This is a genomic window from Bradyrhizobium erythrophlei, assembly GCF_900142985.1.
GTDB lineage: Bacteria > Pseudomonadota > Alphaproteobacteria > Rhizobiales > Xanthobacteraceae > Bradyrhizobium > Bradyrhizobium erythrophlei_B.
Genome location: NZ_LT670849.1, coordinates 3,389,395 through 3,406,867 on the forward strand (window position 1 = coordinate 3,389,395; position 17,473 = coordinate 3,406,867).

The 17,473-nt window shown below is 63.3% G+C and carries 12 protein-coding genes; 6 read left to right on the top strand and 6 right to left on the bottom strand.

Features of this window, described 5'->3' with window-relative positions; all coding sequences use genetic code 11:
- Positions 1 to 89: 89 nt before the first annotated feature.
- The 3 genes from BUA38_RS15845 to BUA38_RS15855 form a co-directional block, all read right to left on the bottom strand.
- On the bottom strand, positions 90 to 620 hold the full coding sequence (locus BUA38_RS15845) for an HPr kinase/phosphorylase (RefSeq protein ID WP_072819060.1): 531 nt from the start codon (positions 618 to 620) through the stop codon (positions 90 to 92).
- Complete coding sequence (locus BUA38_RS15850; protein ID WP_425304978.1) at positions 620 to 2,368, bottom strand: stimulus-sensing domain-containing protein; 1,749 nt, start codon at positions 2,366 to 2,368, stop codon at positions 620 to 622. Before BUA38_RS15850 ends, BUA38_RS15845 begins: the two co-directional genes overlap by 1 nt.
- A 160-nt stretch (positions 2,369 to 2,528) precedes the next feature.
- On the bottom strand, positions 2,529 to 3,230 hold the full coding sequence (locus BUA38_RS15855) for a response regulator transcription factor (RefSeq protein WP_072819064.1): 702 nt from the start codon (positions 3,228 to 3,230) through the stop codon (positions 2,529 to 2,531).
- 224 nt (positions 3,231 to 3,454) lie between these two features.
- Here BUA38_RS15855 and BUA38_RS15860 point away from each other — a divergent pair, with 224 nt between their 5' ends.
- Positions 3,455 to 4,186: a HugZ family protein gene (locus tag BUA38_RS15860; protein WP_072819066.1), complete on the top strand. Its 732-nt coding sequence runs from the start codon at positions 3,455 to 3,457 to the stop codon at positions 4,184 to 4,186.
- A gap of 238 nt (positions 4,187 to 4,424) precedes the next feature.
- On the top strand, positions 4,425 to 6,041 hold the full coding sequence (locus tag BUA38_RS15865; RefSeq protein WP_072826157.1) for a phosphoenolpyruvate carboxykinase: 1,617 nt from the start codon (positions 4,425 to 4,427) through the stop codon (positions 6,039 to 6,041).
- Positions 6,042 to 6,110: 69 nt separating this feature from the next.
- On the opposite strand, the gene polA is transcribed toward BUA38_RS15865, so the two are convergent.
- Entirely contained in the window at positions 6,111 to 9,161 is a 3,051-nt protein-coding gene (polA, locus tag BUA38_RS15870; RefSeq protein WP_072826158.1) for a DNA polymerase I, read from the bottom strand.
- 246 nt (positions 9,162 to 9,407) lie between these two features.
- On the bottom strand, positions 9,408 to 10,259 hold the full coding sequence (locus BUA38_RS15875) for a LysR family transcriptional regulator (RefSeq protein ID WP_072819067.1): 852 nt from the start codon (positions 10,257 to 10,259) through the stop codon (positions 9,408 to 9,410).
- A 98-nt stretch (positions 10,260 to 10,357) separates the two neighbouring features.
- Here BUA38_RS15875 and BUA38_RS15880 point away from each other — a divergent pair, with 98 nt between their 5' ends.
- A complete protein-coding gene (locus BUA38_RS15880) occupies positions 10,358 to 11,329 on the top strand; it encodes a quinone oxidoreductase family protein (RefSeq protein ID WP_072826159.1) in 972 nt (323 codons plus the stop codon).
- A 9-nt stretch (positions 11,330 to 11,338) separates the two neighbouring features.
- On the opposite strand, the gene BUA38_RS15885 is transcribed toward BUA38_RS15880, so the two are convergent.
- A complete protein-coding gene (locus tag BUA38_RS15885; RefSeq protein WP_072819069.1) occupies positions 11,339 to 12,403 on the bottom strand; it encodes an acyltransferase family protein in 1,065 nt (354 codons plus the stop codon).
- Positions 12,404 to 12,580: 177 nt separating this feature from the next.
- Between BUA38_RS15885 and BUA38_RS15890 the strand changes: the two genes are divergently transcribed.
- The 3 genes from BUA38_RS15890 (at position 12,581) to BUA38_RS15900 (ending at position 17,410) form a co-directional block, all read left to right on the top strand.
- A complete protein-coding gene (locus tag BUA38_RS15890; RefSeq protein ID WP_072819071.1) occupies positions 12,581 to 13,900 on the top strand; it encodes a UDP-glucose dehydrogenase family protein in 1,320 nt (439 codons plus the stop codon).
- 74 nt (positions 13,901 to 13,974) lie between these two features.
- The gene (hrpB, locus tag BUA38_RS15895; RefSeq protein ID WP_072819072.1) at positions 13,975 to 16,560 is read left to right on the top strand and encodes an ATP-dependent helicase HrpB; all 2,586 of its coding nucleotides are present in this window, start codon (positions 13,975 to 13,977) and stop codon (positions 16,558 to 16,560) included.
- A gap of 331 nt (positions 16,561 to 16,891) precedes the next feature.
- Complete coding sequence (locus tag BUA38_RS15900) at positions 16,892 to 17,410, top strand: TIGR02281 family clan AA aspartic protease (protein ID WP_072826160.1); 519 nt, start codon at positions 16,892 to 16,894, stop codon at positions 17,408 to 17,410.
- The last annotated feature ends 63 nt before the right edge of the window (positions 17,411 to 17,473 follow it).

Consider the following 17,473-nt stretch of genomic DNA (forward strand, 5'->3'; position numbering starts at 1 on the left):
GCCACTTTGACCATCCGGAGCCCCTACGCAAGAGGGGATCGCTGCAATTCTCCCGGAAAATAGTGAGGAGAGAAGGAAGCGAGCGCGGTCTATTCGGTCGCGAGTGTGGGGGTGATATGGTTACCAAATTCCTTCGAGCAATCCGCCGAAGGTCGTGCGGAAGATGAATTCGCGGTCATTGTAAGCTCGGCAATGACCAGTGGAAGCCCGGAAAATCCCCGTTGGACGGGAATCCTTGGTATCGAAATACCCTTGATGCGGATTTGCAGGGCTTCCGGCGGTGGAAGCCGTTCAGCGTCGGCGGCATTGAGATCGACGACGAGGCCGGCTGGCGCCTCGGCCGCAAAGTCGCAACGGCGGATTCCCAAGCCCCTGATCTCGATCAGGCCGGCCAAAGCGGGGGCGGGGCGAATCATCAGTTGTCCGCCTTCTGCCCATACGTGCACGCGGTCGTCGCCGACGAGCCTGACCGGAGCAATCTGGCCTGCGCGGCCAGCGAGGATGAGGTCGAAGGCAAGGCGCGATTTGCCGGCACCTGAGGGCCCGCGAATGAGCACCGCGCGGTTGCCCACCAGGACGGCGGAGGCATGAATGGTGGGTTCGGCTGCCAAGACACTCATTACGTCGGAAGCCGGACCGTAAAGCGGGCACCGGCCACTGTCGCTTCGCCGTTCGCGTCAACAGGACCAATGCGATTTTCGGCCCAGATCCGTCCGCCATGGGCTTCGACGATCTGCTTGGAGATCGACAGCCCCAGTCCCGAATTCTGGCCAAAGCCCTGATGCGGGCGATCGGTGTAAAAGCGCTCGAAGATGCGCGAGAGCGCGTCCTCGCGAATGCCAGGCCCGTCATCATCGACGATGATTTCAATGTTCGAGCGCCTGTTCCGGCAGGTGATCCGCACCTTGCTGCCGGGTTCGGAGAACGACTGCGCGTTCGACAGCAGATTGGAAACGACCTGCCCGAGTCGTGAATCGTGGCCTGGAACGCAGAACGAATCGACCGAGCCTCGTCCCTCGAAACGCAGGTCGACGGAGACATTGTTCCCGCGCCTGGTTTCGTTGGCGGCCGCGGCGAGCGCTGTGAGAAGGCTGCGGAGATCGACAGGCGCCGTGTCCTGGCGCTGCAACTCGGCATCGAGCCGGCTTGCATCCGAAATGTCCGATATCAGCCGGTCGAGGCGCTTGACGTCATGCTCGATCACGTCGAGCAGCCGCGCGCGGCTGTTCTCGGTGCGGGCGAGCGGCAGGGTTTCCACCGCCGAGCGCAACGAGGTCAGCGGATTCTTCAATTCATGGGCGACGTCGGCGGCGAACATCTCGATCGCCTCGATGCGGTTATAAAGCGCGCTCGTCATGTCGCGCAGCGCGCCGGAGAGATGCCCGATCTCGTCGCGGCGGCCGGTGAAGTCGGGGATTTCCACGCGGGTGCGGATGCGGCGGCGGACCCGTTCGGCGCTGTCGGCGAGCCGGCGCACCGGGCCTGCGATCGTGCTCGCGAGCGCCAGCGACAGCACGATCATCACGGCGGAAGCGACGCCACCGACTTTCAGAATGGCGAGCCGCTCGGCGGTGACCATCTGGTCGATGTCATCGCCTTGCGTCGAAAGCATCAGCGAGCCGTGGATCGCGCGGAAGCGCTGCACAGGCACCGCGACCGAGACGATCACTTCGCCGCGGTCGTTGACGCGCACCATGCTGGCTTTCTGGCCGGTCAGCGAGTGTGCGACTTCCTGGTAGCCGTTGCCGTTCTCGGGGCCGAGTTCGGTGTAGAGCGGCAGGTCGCCACGATTGAGCCAGGTCCGGATCGCGATCATCGTGCGTTCGGCGATCCCGGGCTTTTCCACCGAGGGCGGCGGCAGCTCGAAACGCAGCACGTCGCCGCGGCCATACAGGCTGCGGCTGTCGAGGATCAGGACGCCGTCGCGGTCGTAGATGCGGGCGCGGGTCTTGGTCGGCGAAATCAGCCGGCGCAGCACCGGCGCCACCCGTTCGGGATTGATCGGAAAATCGAGCCCGGAAAGTTCGTCCGGCGCGCTGACGGTTTCGCCGGTTTTCAGATCGGCCAGCTTGTCCGGATCGATGGTGATGGCGTTGGTTTCGACGGTTGCGGACGCCGCGATCGCGCCGGCGATGATTTCGGCCTGCACCAGCAGGCTCTGCGCGCGCGCGTCGATCAGGCCGGCGCGGAATTGCGACAGATAGAGAATGCTCGCCACCAGCGCCAGCAGGCCGGCGATGTTGAGCGAAACGATGCGCCGCGTGAGGCTCGAGAAGCTTAACGCAAAGGCGAACTGGCCGAACCGCCGCAACCAGCCGAACGGCTGCCATGATGCCGAGGGCGCATTTTCTGTAGCAGCACCATCCATCACGGCTGGCGTCGTGACGTCGTCGGCACTCAAGGTTCCATCAGGCTGGGTTCGATCAAGCACTAGCTAAAACCGCCCGTTGTTTCAAAAGGCTCACGCTCTCTAGCATGAGCCGTGATGCGTCGACAGTCGGCAAACCGCGTAGGCGGAAATCCGCTTCTCAGGCTTCCTTGAAACGGTATCCGACCCCATAGAGGGTTTCGATCATTTCGAAATCGTCGTCCACGACCTTGAACTTCTTGCGCAGCCGCTTGATGTGGCTGTCGATGGTGCGATCGTCGACATAAACCTGGTCGTCATAGGCCGCGTCCATCAACGCGTTGCGGCTCTTGACGACGCCGGGGCGCGTAGCGAGCGCCTGAAGAATGAGAAACTCCGTCACGGTGAGCGTGACCGGCTCGTTCTTCCACGTGCAGGTGTGGCGTTCCGGATCCATGCGCAACAGGCCGCGATCCAGCGCCTTGGCGTCGGTTTCCTTCGGCACGGCGGTCGGATCCTTCGGGGCCGAACGGCGCAGCACGGCCTTGACGCGCTCGACCAGGAGCCGCTGCGAAAACGGTTTGCGGATGAAATCGTCGGCACCCATTTTGAGGCCGAACAACTCGTCGATTTCCTCGTCCTTGGACGTCAGGAAAATCACCGGCAGGTCGGATTTTTGCCGCAGGCGCCTCAGTGTTTCCATGCCGTCCATCCGCGGCATCTTGATGTCGAGGATGGCAAGGTCGGGCGGGCTGGTCCGAAATCCGTCCAGCGCTGACGCACCATCCGTATAGGTCATGATGCGATAACCTTCGGCCTCGAGCGCAATTGAGACTGAAGTAAGAATGTTGCGGTCGTCATCGACCAAAGCAATTGTGGGCATGAGCCTGCTTTCAGATACTGCTACCAGGTTGCTGAAACGGCGGCTAAACGTCTGGTGCGCCGTATAGCTGGGCTTCGAACGCGGTCAACGAGCAATGCAAGCTGGGCTGAAGTGTGACCGAGTTCCATGAAAGCGCCCCTTTTCCTTCAGGCGCTTCGACCCATACGTACGTCGGTTTACCCGAAAAAAGGCTCAAATTGCAACAGGATGCAAGGAAATAATCGATGCAATTGACCCCGGATTTCGAGCCCGCCAAGATGGTTAAGTCGCTTTTGCGCCGGAGCCGGCAGGGCGCATTGGCGACGCTGATGGTGGCAAGCGGCGATCCGTATTGCTCGCTGGTGAATGTCGCGAGCCATCCGGACGGTTCGCCTGTTCTGTTGATCTCCCGTCTCGCGATTCACACCGGGAACCTGCTCGCCGACGCGCGCGTCTCGTTGATGCTGGACGAGCGGGTCGAAGGCGACCCGCTCGAGGGCGCGCGGATCATGCTGTCGGGCCATGCCGAGGAGATCACCGACGACCGCGACATGGTGCGCCAGCGTTATCTCAACGCCCATCCGACGGCTGATGTATTCGTCGACTTCAAGGATTTTTCGTTCTTCAAAATACGTCTGTCCGGGACACATCTGGTCGCCGGATTTGGACGGATCATCGACCTTGAACCTGCACAGTTCTTGACCGAGATCTCCGACGCGCGCGCGCTGCTGGAGGCCGAACAAAGCGCGGTCGAGCATATGAACACCGACCATCAGGAAGCGCTCGGCCTCTATGCCACGAGGCTCCTGGGCGCGGGTCCCGCCGACTGGCGTTGCAGCGGTATCGACCCGGACGGCATCGACCTTCAAGCCGGCAGCACGACCTTGCGGCTCGATTTTCCCGAACGGATCACCGGCCCGGGCGAGCTTCGCAAGATGCTGGTCCGCCTGGCGGAACAGGCGCGGGCGCAGACCTAGGCGGTCAGCGGCTTTGCGTCGCAGCATGCGGTAAAATGCGGCCGGGTGCGCCCTTTCTGGAATAAACCAAATCGGCGGGATCGGCTTGGCAAGCCGCGCGTTCATCAATAATGATCGCCCCGTAATATTCGTTCGCCGGGCTTGGGTCAGGCGGTTATACTCAACGGCCTTAACCGTGACGGACGCGCGGGCAGGCATTCGCGCGATCAAGAAACGCGGATTCGAGGAGGAATCTTTCGTGCAAGAGACGGGCAAGCGTAACGGCGCCTTTGGAGCCGACAAATTCGGCTTGAAGAATCTGAAGGGCGTGCATTGGAACCTCGGCGCGGCACAGCTCTGCCAATATTCTCTGGCGGCAGGCGAGGCGGTGCTCTCGGCCGATGGCTCGTTGTGCGCGGACACCGGTGAGTTCACCGGCCGCAGCCCCAAGGACAAGTTCACGGTCCGCGACGCCACCACTGACAAGAACATGTGGTGGGCCGGCAACCAGCCGATCACCGCCGAACAGTTCGAAGCGCTCTATACCGACTTTATCAAGCACGCCGAGGGCATGACGCTGTTTGCGCAGGACCTCTATGGCGGCGCCGATCCGACCTTCCGGATCAAGACCCGCGTCTACACCGAACTCGCCTGGCATTCGCTGTTCATTCGCACCCTGCTGATCCGCCCCGAGCAGTCGGAACTGGCGGGCTTCACGCCGGAACTGACGATTATCGACCTGCCGAGCTTCCGCGCCGATCCGAAACGTCACGGCGTGCGCTCGGAGAACGTGGTCGCGATCGATTTCGCCCGCAAAATCGTGCTGATCGGCGGGTCTTATTATGCCGGCGAGATGAAGAAGAGCGTGTTCACCACGCTCAACTACTATCTGCCCGCACGCGGCGTGTTGCCGATGCACTGCTCGGCCAACGTAGGTCCGGCCGGCGACAGCGCAATCTTCTTCGGCCTTTCCGGCACCGGCAAAACCACGCTCTCGGCCGATCCCAAGCGCACGCTGATCGGCGACGACGAGCATGGCTGGGGCACCGACGGCATCTTCAACTTCGAAGGCGGCTGCTATGCCAAGTGCATCAAGCTGTCGGAAGAGGCTGAGCCAGAGATCTACGCCGCCAGCAAGCGCTTCGGCGCCGTGCTGGAAAACGTGGTGCTCGACGAGTTCACGCGCATTCCCGATTTCGACGACGGCTCGAAGACGGAAAACACGCGGTCTGCCTATCCGCTCGATTTCATTCCCAATGCCTCGCGCACGGGACGCGCCGGTCACCCGAAGAACGTGGTGATGCTGGCGGCCGACGCGTTCGGTGTGTTGCCGCCGATCGCCAAGCTGACGCCGGCGCAGGCGATGTATCACTTCCTGTCCGGCTACACCGCCAAGGTCGCCGGCACCGAACGCGGCCTCGGCAACGAGCCGCAGCCGGAATTTTCAACCTGCTTCGGCTCGCCGTTCCTGCCGCTCGATCCCTCGGTGTACGGCAACATGCTGCGCGAGATGATCGCCAAGCACGATGTCGACTGCTGGCTGGTCAACACCGGCTGGACCGGCGGCAAGTTCGGCACCGGTTCACGGATGCCGATCAAGGTGACGCGTGCGCTGCTTACCGCCGCGCTCGACGGTTCCCTGCGCAACGTCGAATTCCGCACCGACAAATATTTCGGCTTCGCGGTGCCGACCGCGCTGCCGGGCGTGCCAAGCGAAATTCTCGATCCCGTGAATACCTGGAAGGACAAGGCCGAGTTCGACAAGACCGCCCGCGCGCTGGTCGGCATGTTCCAGAAGAACTTCGCCAAGTTCGAGGCCAAGGTCGATGCGGATGTGCGCGCGGCTGCGCCGGAAGTGAAGCTCGCCGCGGAATAGGCGGTTCAGACCAAGACGATTGCAAAGCGCGACGGGTAAATCCCGTCGCGTTTTCTTTTTGAGTTCGCGCTAGTGCGCTTCGTCCCAGTTGTTGGCGGCGCGGGCGTCGACATGGAGCGGCAGCGACAGGATCACGGCGGGGAACGGTGCGTCTTCCATGACCTTCTGAACGACCGGGAGTGTTGCGGCGACTTCGTCGTCGGGCACCTCGAAGATCAGTTCGTCGTGTACCTGTAAGAGCATTTGCGCCGAGAGCTTCTTCTCGGCGAGTACCTCTTCCATGCGGATCATGGCGCGGCGGATGATGTCGGCCGCGGTGCCCTGAAGCCGCGCATTGATGGCGGCGCGCTCGTTGAAGGCGCGGACCGAGGCGTTGGAAGCCTTGATGTCCGGGTAGTGACATTTGCGGCCGAACAGCGTCTCGACGTAGCCATGGGCGCGGCAGAAGTCGCGTGTCGCGTCCATGTAGGCGCGGATGCCCGGGAAGCGCTCGAAATATTTCTTGATATAGGCGGAGGCTTCCTCGCGGGCGATGCCGAGCTGGTTGGCCAACCCAAACGCCGAGATGCCATAGATGATGCCGAAGTTGATCGCCTTGGCGCGCCGCCTGATCTCGCCCGGCATGTCCTTGACCGGAACGCCGAACATTTCCGACGCGGTCATGGCGTGAATGTCGAGCCCGTCGCGGAACGCCTGCTTGAGCACGGGAATGTCCGCGATCTCTGAAAGCAGCCGCAGTTCAATTTGAGAGTAGTCCGCCGATACCAGCTTGTGGCCGGGAGAGGCGATGAACGCGCGGCGGATCTTTCGTCCGTCCTCGGTGCGCACCGGAATGTTCTGCAAGTTCGGCTCGTTCGACGACAGCCGGCCCGTGGTCGTTGCGGCCAGCGCGTAGGTCGTGTGCACGCGATGGGTGTCCGGGTGCACATAGGTCGGCAGCGCATCGGTGTAGGTCGATTTCAGTTTCGAGACCTGCCGCCATTCCAGGATCTTCTTCGGAAATTCGTGGCCCTGTTCGGCGAGCTCGTCGAGGATCTGCGCCGAGGTCGACCACGCGCCGGTCTTGGTCTTGGTGCCGCCGGGAATGCCCATCTTGCCGAACAGAATGTCGCCGATCTGTTTCGGACTGCCGACATTGACCGGCTCGCCGGCGATCTCCTGAATTTCGGCTTCGACCCGCGCCGCGGTCTGGGCGAAATCGCCTGACAGCCGCGACAGCACCTGACGATCGATCGAGATGCCGCGCCGTTCCATCCGTGCCAGCACGGAAACCAGCGGGCGCTCCAGCGTCTCATAGACCACGTTCATGTGCTCGGCGACGAGGCGCGGCTTGAACAGCCGCCAGAGCCGGACGATCACGTCGGCGTCTTCGGCCGAATACTCGGCTGCCTTGTCGACGGTGACCTGATCGAAAGAGAGCTTGTTCTTACCGCTGCCGGTCAGATCGCCATAGCTCACAGTGGTGTGGCCGAGCCAGGCCTGCGCCAATGAATCGAGCCCGTGCGAGTTGCGGCCGGCATCGAGCGCATAGCTCATGAGCTGCGCGTCGTCGCAATTGCGCAATGCGATGCCATGCTGCGCCAGCATCACGGCGCCGAATTTGATATTGAAGCCGATCTTGAGAAAGCCTGCGGATTCCAAGAGCGGCTTAAGCGCGGCGAGCGCGTCCGCCGCCTTGATCTGGTCCGGCGCAAGGCCGGCTGCGAAAAGGCCGCTGCCGTCGCCGGCCTGCTTGTGGCCGAGCGGAACGTAAGCGGCATCGTTGGGGCCAAGCGCCAGCGCGATGCCGCAGAGCTCTGCCTGCATCGGGTCTTCCGAAGCCGCCTTGGTCTCGAACGCGAACTGACCAACCTCGCGCGCCCGCGCGATCCAGGCCTTTAGATCCGCCACGGTGCGAAGCGTCTGGTATTTTTTGCGGTCGACCGGCGTGTTGCGCGCTTCCTCGGCACGGGCCGCGGCGAGCGCCTGAGGCGTGCCTTTCAGGCTTGAAGCCTTGTCGCTTCGATCGCCCGGCTTGCCCGGCGCGCCGGCTCCGCTTTTTGCGGCGGGCGGCCTCTCGCCGCCAAACAAATCGCCGGTCGGAGCGCCCTTGGGCGCGTTGCCGGATTCATCGACCTTCTCGGCCAGCGGCAGCGGTGAAAAGGTGCTTTCCTTTCCGGCATCGGCGTTCACGTCCGCCGGATTGATCTGCGAATATTCACCGACACGGCGGGTGAGGGTCGAAAACTCCATCGCCTTGAGAAAGGCGATCAGCTTGCGCGCGTCGGGTTCGTGCACCGCCAGGTCGTTCAGCGGCACGTCGAGCTTCACCTTGTCGTCGAGCAGTACGAGTTTCCGCGAAATGCGCGCCTTCTCGGCATTCTCGATCAGGGCTTCACGCCGCTTCGGCTGCTTGATCTCGCCGGCGCGCTTCAACAGTGCTTCGAGATCGCCATATTCCACGATCAATTGCGCCGCGGTCTTGATGCCGATCCCCGGCACGCCCGGCACGTTGTCGGTGGAGTCTCCGGCGAGCGCCTGAACCTCGACCACTTTTTCCGGTGGCACGCCGAACTTCTCGATCACCTCGGGCACGCCGATGCGGCGGTCCTTCATGGTGTCGAACATCGTCACCTTGTCATTGACGAGTTGCATCAGGTCCTTGTCCGACGAGACGATCGTCGTCGTGGCGCCGTGTTCGCTGGCTTCGCGCGCGTAAGTCGCGATCAGGTCGTCGGCCTCGAAGCCGATCTGTTCGAGACAGGGCAGATCGAAGGCGCGCACCGCGTCGCGGATCAGGGCGAATTGCGGAATGAGATCGTCGGGCGCCGGCGGACGATGCGCCTTGTAGTCAGGATAAAGTTTGTTGCGGAAAGTGATCTCGGACTTGTCGAACACGATCGCCAGATGCGTCGGCCGGTTGTCCGGCGGCATGTCGCGCAACAGTTTCCAGAGCATGTTGCAGAAGCCGAGCACGGCGTTGACCTGCAGCCCGTCGGATTTGCGGTTCAGCGGCGGCAGCGCGTGATAGGCGCGAAAAATATAGGAGGAACCGTCGACCAGAAACACATGGTCGCCCTTGGCGAGGGCTTTGGCGGCGACGGGTTTGGGGGCGGCGGCTTTTGGCGAGGATTTCGGCATGGTGGCAATGTAGGGATTTTTATCCGCATTGGCACCCGTTCCCGCGCATTCGCGCACGGGATTTTTTGGCTAGTGGTCCGATTCTAACATTCGTATCCCTTCGCAGCGGTCGCTTTTACGAATGTTAGAATCAAAGGACCACTAGCAAACTCAAGCTTCTAAGTGGAGTTTTGGATTTGACATTCGCTCGACGAACCCGCGGCCAGGTGGCGAGCGAATGTCAAATCCACTCCACTTGTCATTGCGTCATTGCGGTTTCAGGCAGCTCACCAGAAATTCCATGACGGCACGCACGGCCGGGTGCTGGCGCAGGTCGCGATGGACCGCAAGCCAGACGTCGCGGCTGACCGGCTTCCCGGTCACCGCATAACGCTGCAAGCGCGGATCGCCGTCGCCGAGATAATGCGGCAATGCAGCCACGCCGAGGCCGGAGCGTGCCGCCTGCGCCTGGATTTCCAGATCGTTGGTGCGCAGCACGACCTCGCGCTCGCCGACGATCGTACGCAGCCAGACCTCCTGAGGCGATTCTGACAGCGAGGCGTCGTAGCCGATAAAGGCCAGCGCGTGTGGCGGGGTCTTTTCCAGATAGCCGGCCGTGCCATAGAGGCTGAAGCCGAAGCTGCCGACCTTGCGAACGAACAATTTGGCTTCGACGGGACGCATCAGCCGCAATGCGACATCCGCCTCCCGGCGACTGAGTGAAACCCGGCGCTTCTCGCCGATGAGCTTGATGTGAATGCCGGGGTGTTGCGACCGCAACCGCGTTAGCTGCGGCGCGATCACCGAACTGGCAAAGTTCGGCGGTGCGCTGATCGTCACCTCGCCATCGACGCCGGGCTTTGCAGCCTGTGCCGTGCGCGCCACGGCGAATGCAGCCTCCTCCATCGGAGTAGCGACCGCGGCGATGCGTTTCCCCTCATCGGTCAGTGTCGTGGCGCGCGAGCGCCGGTCGACCAGTTTGAGCCCGGTCGATTGCTCCAGCGCCGCCACCCGCCGCGCCACGGTCGCATGGTCGACGCCGAGCGTGCGGGCGGCCGCGGACAGCGTGCCCTCGCGCGCTAGCGTCACGAAATGGTGGAGATCTTCCCAGTCGGCCATTGTGCAAAATCTCACATATGGAGCGCAGTTTTGTGGAATTTCGCATATTTGGCGCAACCGCCATAGTCCTCATCCCAACCGTTGATGAGGAAAAAGCCATGACCAGGGTCGTTCGCGTCAAGACACCGGGCGGAGTCGAGCAGTTCGAGATCGCCGAAATCGAATTGCCGCCGCCCGCCGCCGACGAGGTGCGTATCCGTCAGACCGCAATCGGCGTGAATTTCGTTGATATCTACCAGCGCTCGGGGCTCTATCCGATGCCGCCGGCCAATATTCCCGGTGTCGAGGGCGTCGGCGTCATCGCCGCGATAGGCGCCAACGTGACGTCGGTGCGGCCCGGCGACCGCGTCGCCTATGCGGGCGCGCCGGTGGGCGCCTATGCGGCGGAGCGAAACCTTCCGGCGTGGCGGGTGGTCAGGCTGCCGGACGCGCTTTCTGACGAAGCGGTCGCGTCGTCCTTCGTCAAGGGAATTACCGCGCACATGCTGCTCGATCGGGTCTACCCGGTCGTATCAGGTACAACTCTCCTGGTTCACAGCGCCGCCGGAGGCATTGGTCAGTTGTTGACGCGCTGGGCGACCCATCGCGGCGCGACCGTGATCGGGACCGTCAGCTCGGAAGCCAGGGCGGCGATCGCACGCCAGGCCGGCGCGGCGCACATCATTGTCGGGCGCGATGCGGATTTTGCGCAAGCCGTCGCTGACCTCACCGGCAAGCGCGGCGTCGACGTCGCCTATGACGGCGTTGGAGGGGCTACGCTCGCCAAGACACTCGCCTGCGTGCGGCCGTTCGGCGTGGTGGCGAGCACCGGCCAGGCGGCGGGGCCGATTCCGCCGGTCGACGTCAGTGATCTCGGACCGCGCCGCAGCCTGTCGCTCGCACGGCCGAGCGTCATGGCCTACATGAACGAGACGGACGCTTATCGTGCGGCCACTGAGGCGGTGCTTGAGGGAATCGAAAGCGGGATTCTTGGCGTTGCCGGCCGGTCCTATCCGCTCAGCGAAGCGGCGCGGGCGCATGCCGATCTGGAAGGCGGTACGACCTCGGGTGCGCTTTATCTCAGGCCGTAATGAAGCGGGCTATTCCGCCGCTTGAAGCGCCGCGCTTGGTTTCTTGGGCGCAATCCAGAAGACATCGGGGCGTTCGAACAGGAAGTTCGCCCCGACCTTGAGTGCGATCCGCCAGATCGCCAGCGCGCCAAACAGGCCGACCAGTGTCACCGTCAGCGACATCATGCCGACATCGGGAATGATGCCGGTGCGCAAGAGCAGCGTCCGCGTCGCTGCCATCGGCAGGAAGAAGGCGAGATAGATCACGATCGAATGCTCGCCGCAGAAGCGCAGGGATTTCAGCCATTGCATCTGCGCCAGCAGCGTGCCGATGACGACGATCGCGCATGCGCCGGCAAGCCCAAGCGAGAGCGAAACCAGAGGCCACTCGCTGACGCCAAGCTGCACGAGGCTTTCGTTGATGAGCGCCCAGAGCGCGAGCGCGGCGAGCGCCAGTGACGGACGTGCCCGCGCCCGGTCAGAGAGAGCGAACACGCGATCGGCGAACAAATAGCCGGTGTAGAAATAGACAAAACGCGCGCCGAACTCGTCGATCGCGGTCCAGCCGGTCGAGTAGTGGGTCATCTCCAGCAATGCGGCGAGGCCCCAGATCAGGAGCGGCGGCAGGCGTCGCGTCGCCTTCGTGACGACGAAGAACACCGGCAGCAGATAGATGAACCACAGCGTGCCGAACGGCTCGATGAAGGATTCCAGATAAAGATATCCGGCATGGGCCCAGCTCGTTTCGGCCGCGAAGGCGGGTGCCTTGAAGCCGAACTGGATGGTCACCCAGAGCACGTAAAAGTAAGCGAAATGCACCACCTTCCGGTCGAGATAGGTGCGCCAGTCGCGGTCGATGACCAGCGGCAGAAACAGGCCGGAGATCAGGAAGAAGTCCGGCATCCGGAACGGCCTGGCGAAGGCAACCAGCGGATGCATGAAGCCGGTCTGGCCAGCAGCCAATTCCACGCCCAGCACCGAGTGCATCATCACAACCATGACGATGCAGATGCCCTTGGCGTAGTCGACCCAGTCGACCCGGGTGGAGCTGGCCTGGCTGGTAACGGTAACGGCAGATGTGCCGTTCGATGTCATGGCTGTCCCTTTTTGGGGTGGCTTTGTCGCATCATCGGTCGTATCGGTTTCATTCTCCTTTATTCACGCAAATGACATGCCATTGTCATGCGCGCGTTCGGTTTTTGGTTTGTGACAGAATGCTCTAAGACGGACTGAACGAATCAATCCGGTTAACCATTTTCGACAGGATTTCAGATGCATATCGCCATGATCGGCACGGGCTATGTGGGATTGGTGTCAGGCGCGTGCTTTGCCGACTTCGGACATCAAGTCACCTGCGTCGACAAGGACGAAGGCAAGATCGCAGCCCTTCTGCGCGGTGAAATCCCGATTTTCGAACCCGGGCTTGACGTGCTCGTCGCCACCAATGTGAAGGCCGGACGCCTGAAATTCACGACCGACCTCACAGCGCCGGTCGCCGAAGCGGATGCGGTCTTCATCGCGGTTGGCACGCCGTCCCGCCGCGGTGATGGTCACGCCGATCTCAGCTACGTCTACGCCGCCGCGCGCGAGATCGCTGCTGTGGTGCAAGGCTTCACGGTCGTGATCACGAAGTCGACCGTGCCGGTCGGTACCGGCGACGAAGTCGAGCGCCTGATCCGCGAAGCCAATCCTTCGGCTGACGTCGCGGTCGCCTCCAATCCGGAATTCCTGCGCGAGGGTGCGGCGATCCGCGATTTCAAATTCCCCGACCGCATCGTGGTCGGCACCATGGACGAGCGGGCGCGGAAGGTTCTCGGCGACATCTACCGGCCGTTGTCGCTCAACCAGGCTCCGCTGATGTTCACCGGCCGGCGAACGGCGGAGATGATCAAATACGCAGCCAACGCCTTCCTTGCGACCAAGATCACCTTCATCAACGAGATCGCCGATCTCTCGGAAAAAGTCGGCGCCAACGTGCAGGAAGTGGCGCGCGGCATCGGGCTCGACAATCGCATCGGAACCAAGTTCCTGCATGCGGGCCCCGGCTTCGGCGGCTCCTGCTTTCCGAAGGACACCAAGGCGCTCGTCAAGATCGCGCTCGATCACGATGTGCATTTGCGTATCGTCGAGGCGGTACTCGCCGTCAACGACAATCGAAAGCGCGCGATGGCGCGCAAGGTTTCCAGTGCCTACGGCGGCAGCCTGCGCGGCAAGACCGTCGCCGTGCTCGGTCTCACCTTCAAGCCCGATACCGACGATATGCGCGACGCCCCCTCGATTCCGCTGGTGACCGGGTTGCTCGACATGGGCGCCAAGGTCCGCGCGCACGATCCGGTCGGCATGGAAATGGCGCGCCGCGAACTCCCCGACATCGAATACAGCGACGATCCCTACCTCTGTGCCCGCGGCGCCGATGCGCTGGTGGTGGTGACGGAATGGGCTCAATACCGCGCGCTCGATCTCGAACGTCTGAAGAACGAACTCGCTCATCCCGTCGTGGTCGACCTGCGCAATGTCTATCGGCCCGAGGACATGGCCGCGCACGGCTTTATTTACGACAGCATCGGCCGGCCGCCCGAGGCTCAGGGCTGAGGCGGTTGTCATACCCCGCATCCACGGGGTAACCAGTCGTCGCCTGCCTTTGCGGGCGATGACGGAACAACGATTTGCCCCGCAGCTTCGACACGCCTCTTCCCATCGACGCGGTGCTGGACGATCTGGCGCGTGCGCTGACCAGCCATAACGTCGCGGTGCTGGTAGCGCCGCCCGGCGCCGGCAAAACCACGCGGGTGCCGCTCGCGCTGCTCGATGCGCCCTGGACCGCGAACAAGAAGATCATCGTGCTGGAGCCGCGGCGGATCGCGGCGCGCGCCAGCGCCGAGCGGATGGCGCACACGCTGGGCGAGAAGGTCGGCCAAACCGTCGGCTACCGCGTCCGCTTCGGCTCCAAGGTCTCGCGCGCGACCCGCATCGAGGTCGTGACGGAAGGAATTTTCTCCCGTCAGATTCTCGACGATCCTGAACTGAACGGCGTCGCCGCGGTGCTGTTCGACGAATTTCACGAGCGCTCGCTCGATGCCGATTTGGGACTGGCGCTGGCGCGCGACGCGCAAACCGGCCTGCGCGAGGATCTGCGGATCCTGGTGATGTCGGCCACGCTTGACGGCGCACGGGTCGCCACGCTGCTCGGCGAGGCGCCGGTGGTGGCGAGCGAAGGCCGCGCCTTTCCGGTCGAGACGCGCTATCTCGGCCGCAAGGCCGATGCGCCGGTCGAGCGTCAGATGGCGGATGCGATTGCCGCTGCACTGCGTGCCGATCCCGGTTCGGTGCTGGCCTTTCTGCCGGGTGCGGCCGAAATTCGCCGCACCCAGAATTTTCTCGGCGAACGCGTCCATGATGCTTCGATCGAGATCGTGCCGCTGTTCGGCGCGCTCGATGCCTCGGTGCAGGACCGCGCCATTGCGCCGGCGCCGAAGGGACACCGCAAGGTCGTGCTCGCGACCTCCATCGCGGAAACGTCCTTGACCATCGAGGGCGTGCGGATCGTCGTCGATTCCGGTCTGGCGCGGGTGCCGCGCTACGAGCCGGATATCGCCCTGACGCGGCTTGAGACGGTTCGAGCCTCTCGCGCGGCGGTCGACCAGCGGCGCGGCCGTGCGGGGCGAACCGAGCCGGGCGTGTGCTACCGGCTCTGGGATGAACCACAGACCGCGGCGCTTGCGGCCTATACGCAGCCCGAAATCCTGAGCGCGGACCTGTCGTCGCTGGTGCTCGACCTCGCGCAATGGGGCGTCAACGATCCCTCAAGTCTTGCATTTCTCGATTCCCCTCCTGCGCCGGCATTGAAGGAGGCGCGGGAGCTGCTGCGCGAACTCGGCGCACTCGATACCGACGGCCGGATCACCGAGGAGGGGCGCAGCCTGCGCGCGCTCGCGCTGCCGCCACGGCTGGCGCGAATGATCGTCGATTCGCATCGCCTGGGCGCGGGCCGTGCCGCAGCCGACATCGCGGCGGTTCTGACTGAACGCGGACTCGGCGGCGATCATGTCGATCTGGATGTCCGCCTGGACGGGTTTCGCCGCGATCGTTCGCAGCGGGCCGAGGCCGCGCGCGGCCAGGCCCAGCGCTGGGCCGCGCAGGTCGCCACTTCTTCTCCCTCCCCCCTTGTGGGGTCCGAGGCGAGCGAAGCTCGCTCTCGAGGTCGGGGAGGGGGGTCTACAACGGTGATCTCACGTGTGGTTACCCCCACCCCCTCCCCGCAAGGGGGAGGGGAGCTAAGCAACGGCGTCATGCTGGCCTTTGCGTTTCCCGATCGCGTGGCGAAGAATCGCGGCAATGGCAGTTTTGTTCTGGCCAACGGGCGCGGAGCGGCTATTGAACCTGCGGCCGCGCTCGCGCGCGCGCCATATATTGCGGTGGCTGAATTGACGGGCACGGCCATGCAGGGCCGCATCCTGCTGGCGGCGCCGATCACGCAAGCCGAAATCGAGGCGCGTTTTGCCGATCAGATCGAAAGCGCGGACGAAGTTTCCTTTGACCACGGCGCGATGGCTTTGCGGGCGCGGCGCAGGAAGTCGTTGCACGCGATCACCCTGTCGGAAGCGCCATTGGCGCTTGAACCGTCGGAAGCGACCGCGCAGATCTTCGCCGATGGCTTGATCGCGGCGGGGCTCGATCAGTTGCCGTGGTCGAAACCAACAAAGCAATGGCGCGATCGCGTGATGTTTGTCCGCGCCGCCGAGGGCGCATCGCCGGACAATCCATGGCCGGATTTGTCGGATGATGGTCTCAAAGCTCAACGCGCAGCGTGGCTGGTGCCCGCGCTGCTCGACAAGACCTCGTTGAAGGCATTTTCCGCCGGCGACTTGTCGGAGGCCTTGCAGACGCTGTTGCCGTGGTCGTTGCGCGCGCGGCTCGAAAAGGAAGCGCCGACGCATTTCGAGGCCCCGACCGGGACGCAACTTGCGATCGATTACGAGGCCGAGCAGGGGCCGACCATTGCCGTGCGCTTGCAGGAGCTGTTTGGGCTGACCAGCCATCCCTCGATTGCCAGAGGTGCGATTCCGCTGGTGCTGGAGTTGCTGTCGCCGGCGCATCGCCCGGTGCAGGTCACGCGCGACTTGCCGGGCTTCTGGCGCGGCAGTTATGCGGCGGTCCGTTCCGATTTGCGCGGGCGCTATCCGCGTCATCCCTGGCCGGAAGATCCGGCGAGCGCGATGCCGACCCGCCGCGTCAAGCCCAAGGGCACGTAAAAAGGAAGCATGAGAAGAGTTCGGCGGCCCCGCCAGCTGCTCGTGATGAATTCGTTAACCCTTCGCTCATCCTTTTCGCCAAAATTGCCGCCTTCGCGGATCGTCGCCGGTCGAAGTTTAGCCGGGGCCGTGTTGAACTCCGCTAGTGCGGCGAATTAGAAGTTCCTATCAGTCGTGCCGCGATTGCGTCATAGGAACTTCAAATTCGAAAAGCCGCGCTAGAAATAAATGGTTGCTGAAGCTCTCTCGATCCGAAGTTCGCATCAGTGGTGCCTCAAGGCTTTGCGAACTTCGGATCGGAGCTTCAGTGTTCGCGATCGAGAGTGGCGTCATGCGTAACATTATGATTTTTGCCGCGATCATGATCGGCCTTGGCACCTTCATGGCGCAGATGGCCGACAAGATGGCGCCCACGCCGGCTTCCGCGACGACATCGGCACGTTTGGCCGTAGTGCCCGACACGACAGGTCAGGCCGGTGCGCGCAGTCTCAGCATCCCCCGCGACGGCCGCGGCCATTTCGCGACGGAAGGGCGGATCGACGGCCAGCGCATCGGCTTCATGGTCGACACCGGCGCTTCCGTCATTGCCTTGAACGAGAGTTCGGCGGCGCGCTTCGGGCTGCGCCCGTCGCGCAACGACTATCGGGCGATGGTAACGACGGCAAATGGTACGGTGAAAGCCGCGCCGACGCGCTTGGCCATGGTCGACATCGGCGGTCTGATCGTGCGTGACGTCGATGCGATGGTGCTGCCGGATGAAGCGCTGTCGGAGAATCTGCTTGGGCTGTCGTTCCTGTCGAAGCTGAAGCGGTTCGAATACGCCAACGGCAAGATGGTGCTCGAGCAGTAATTACCGTTGCCTACGGCGCCTTGACGCTCCGTGCCTCCCTGCAATTAACTTATTAGACCGGCG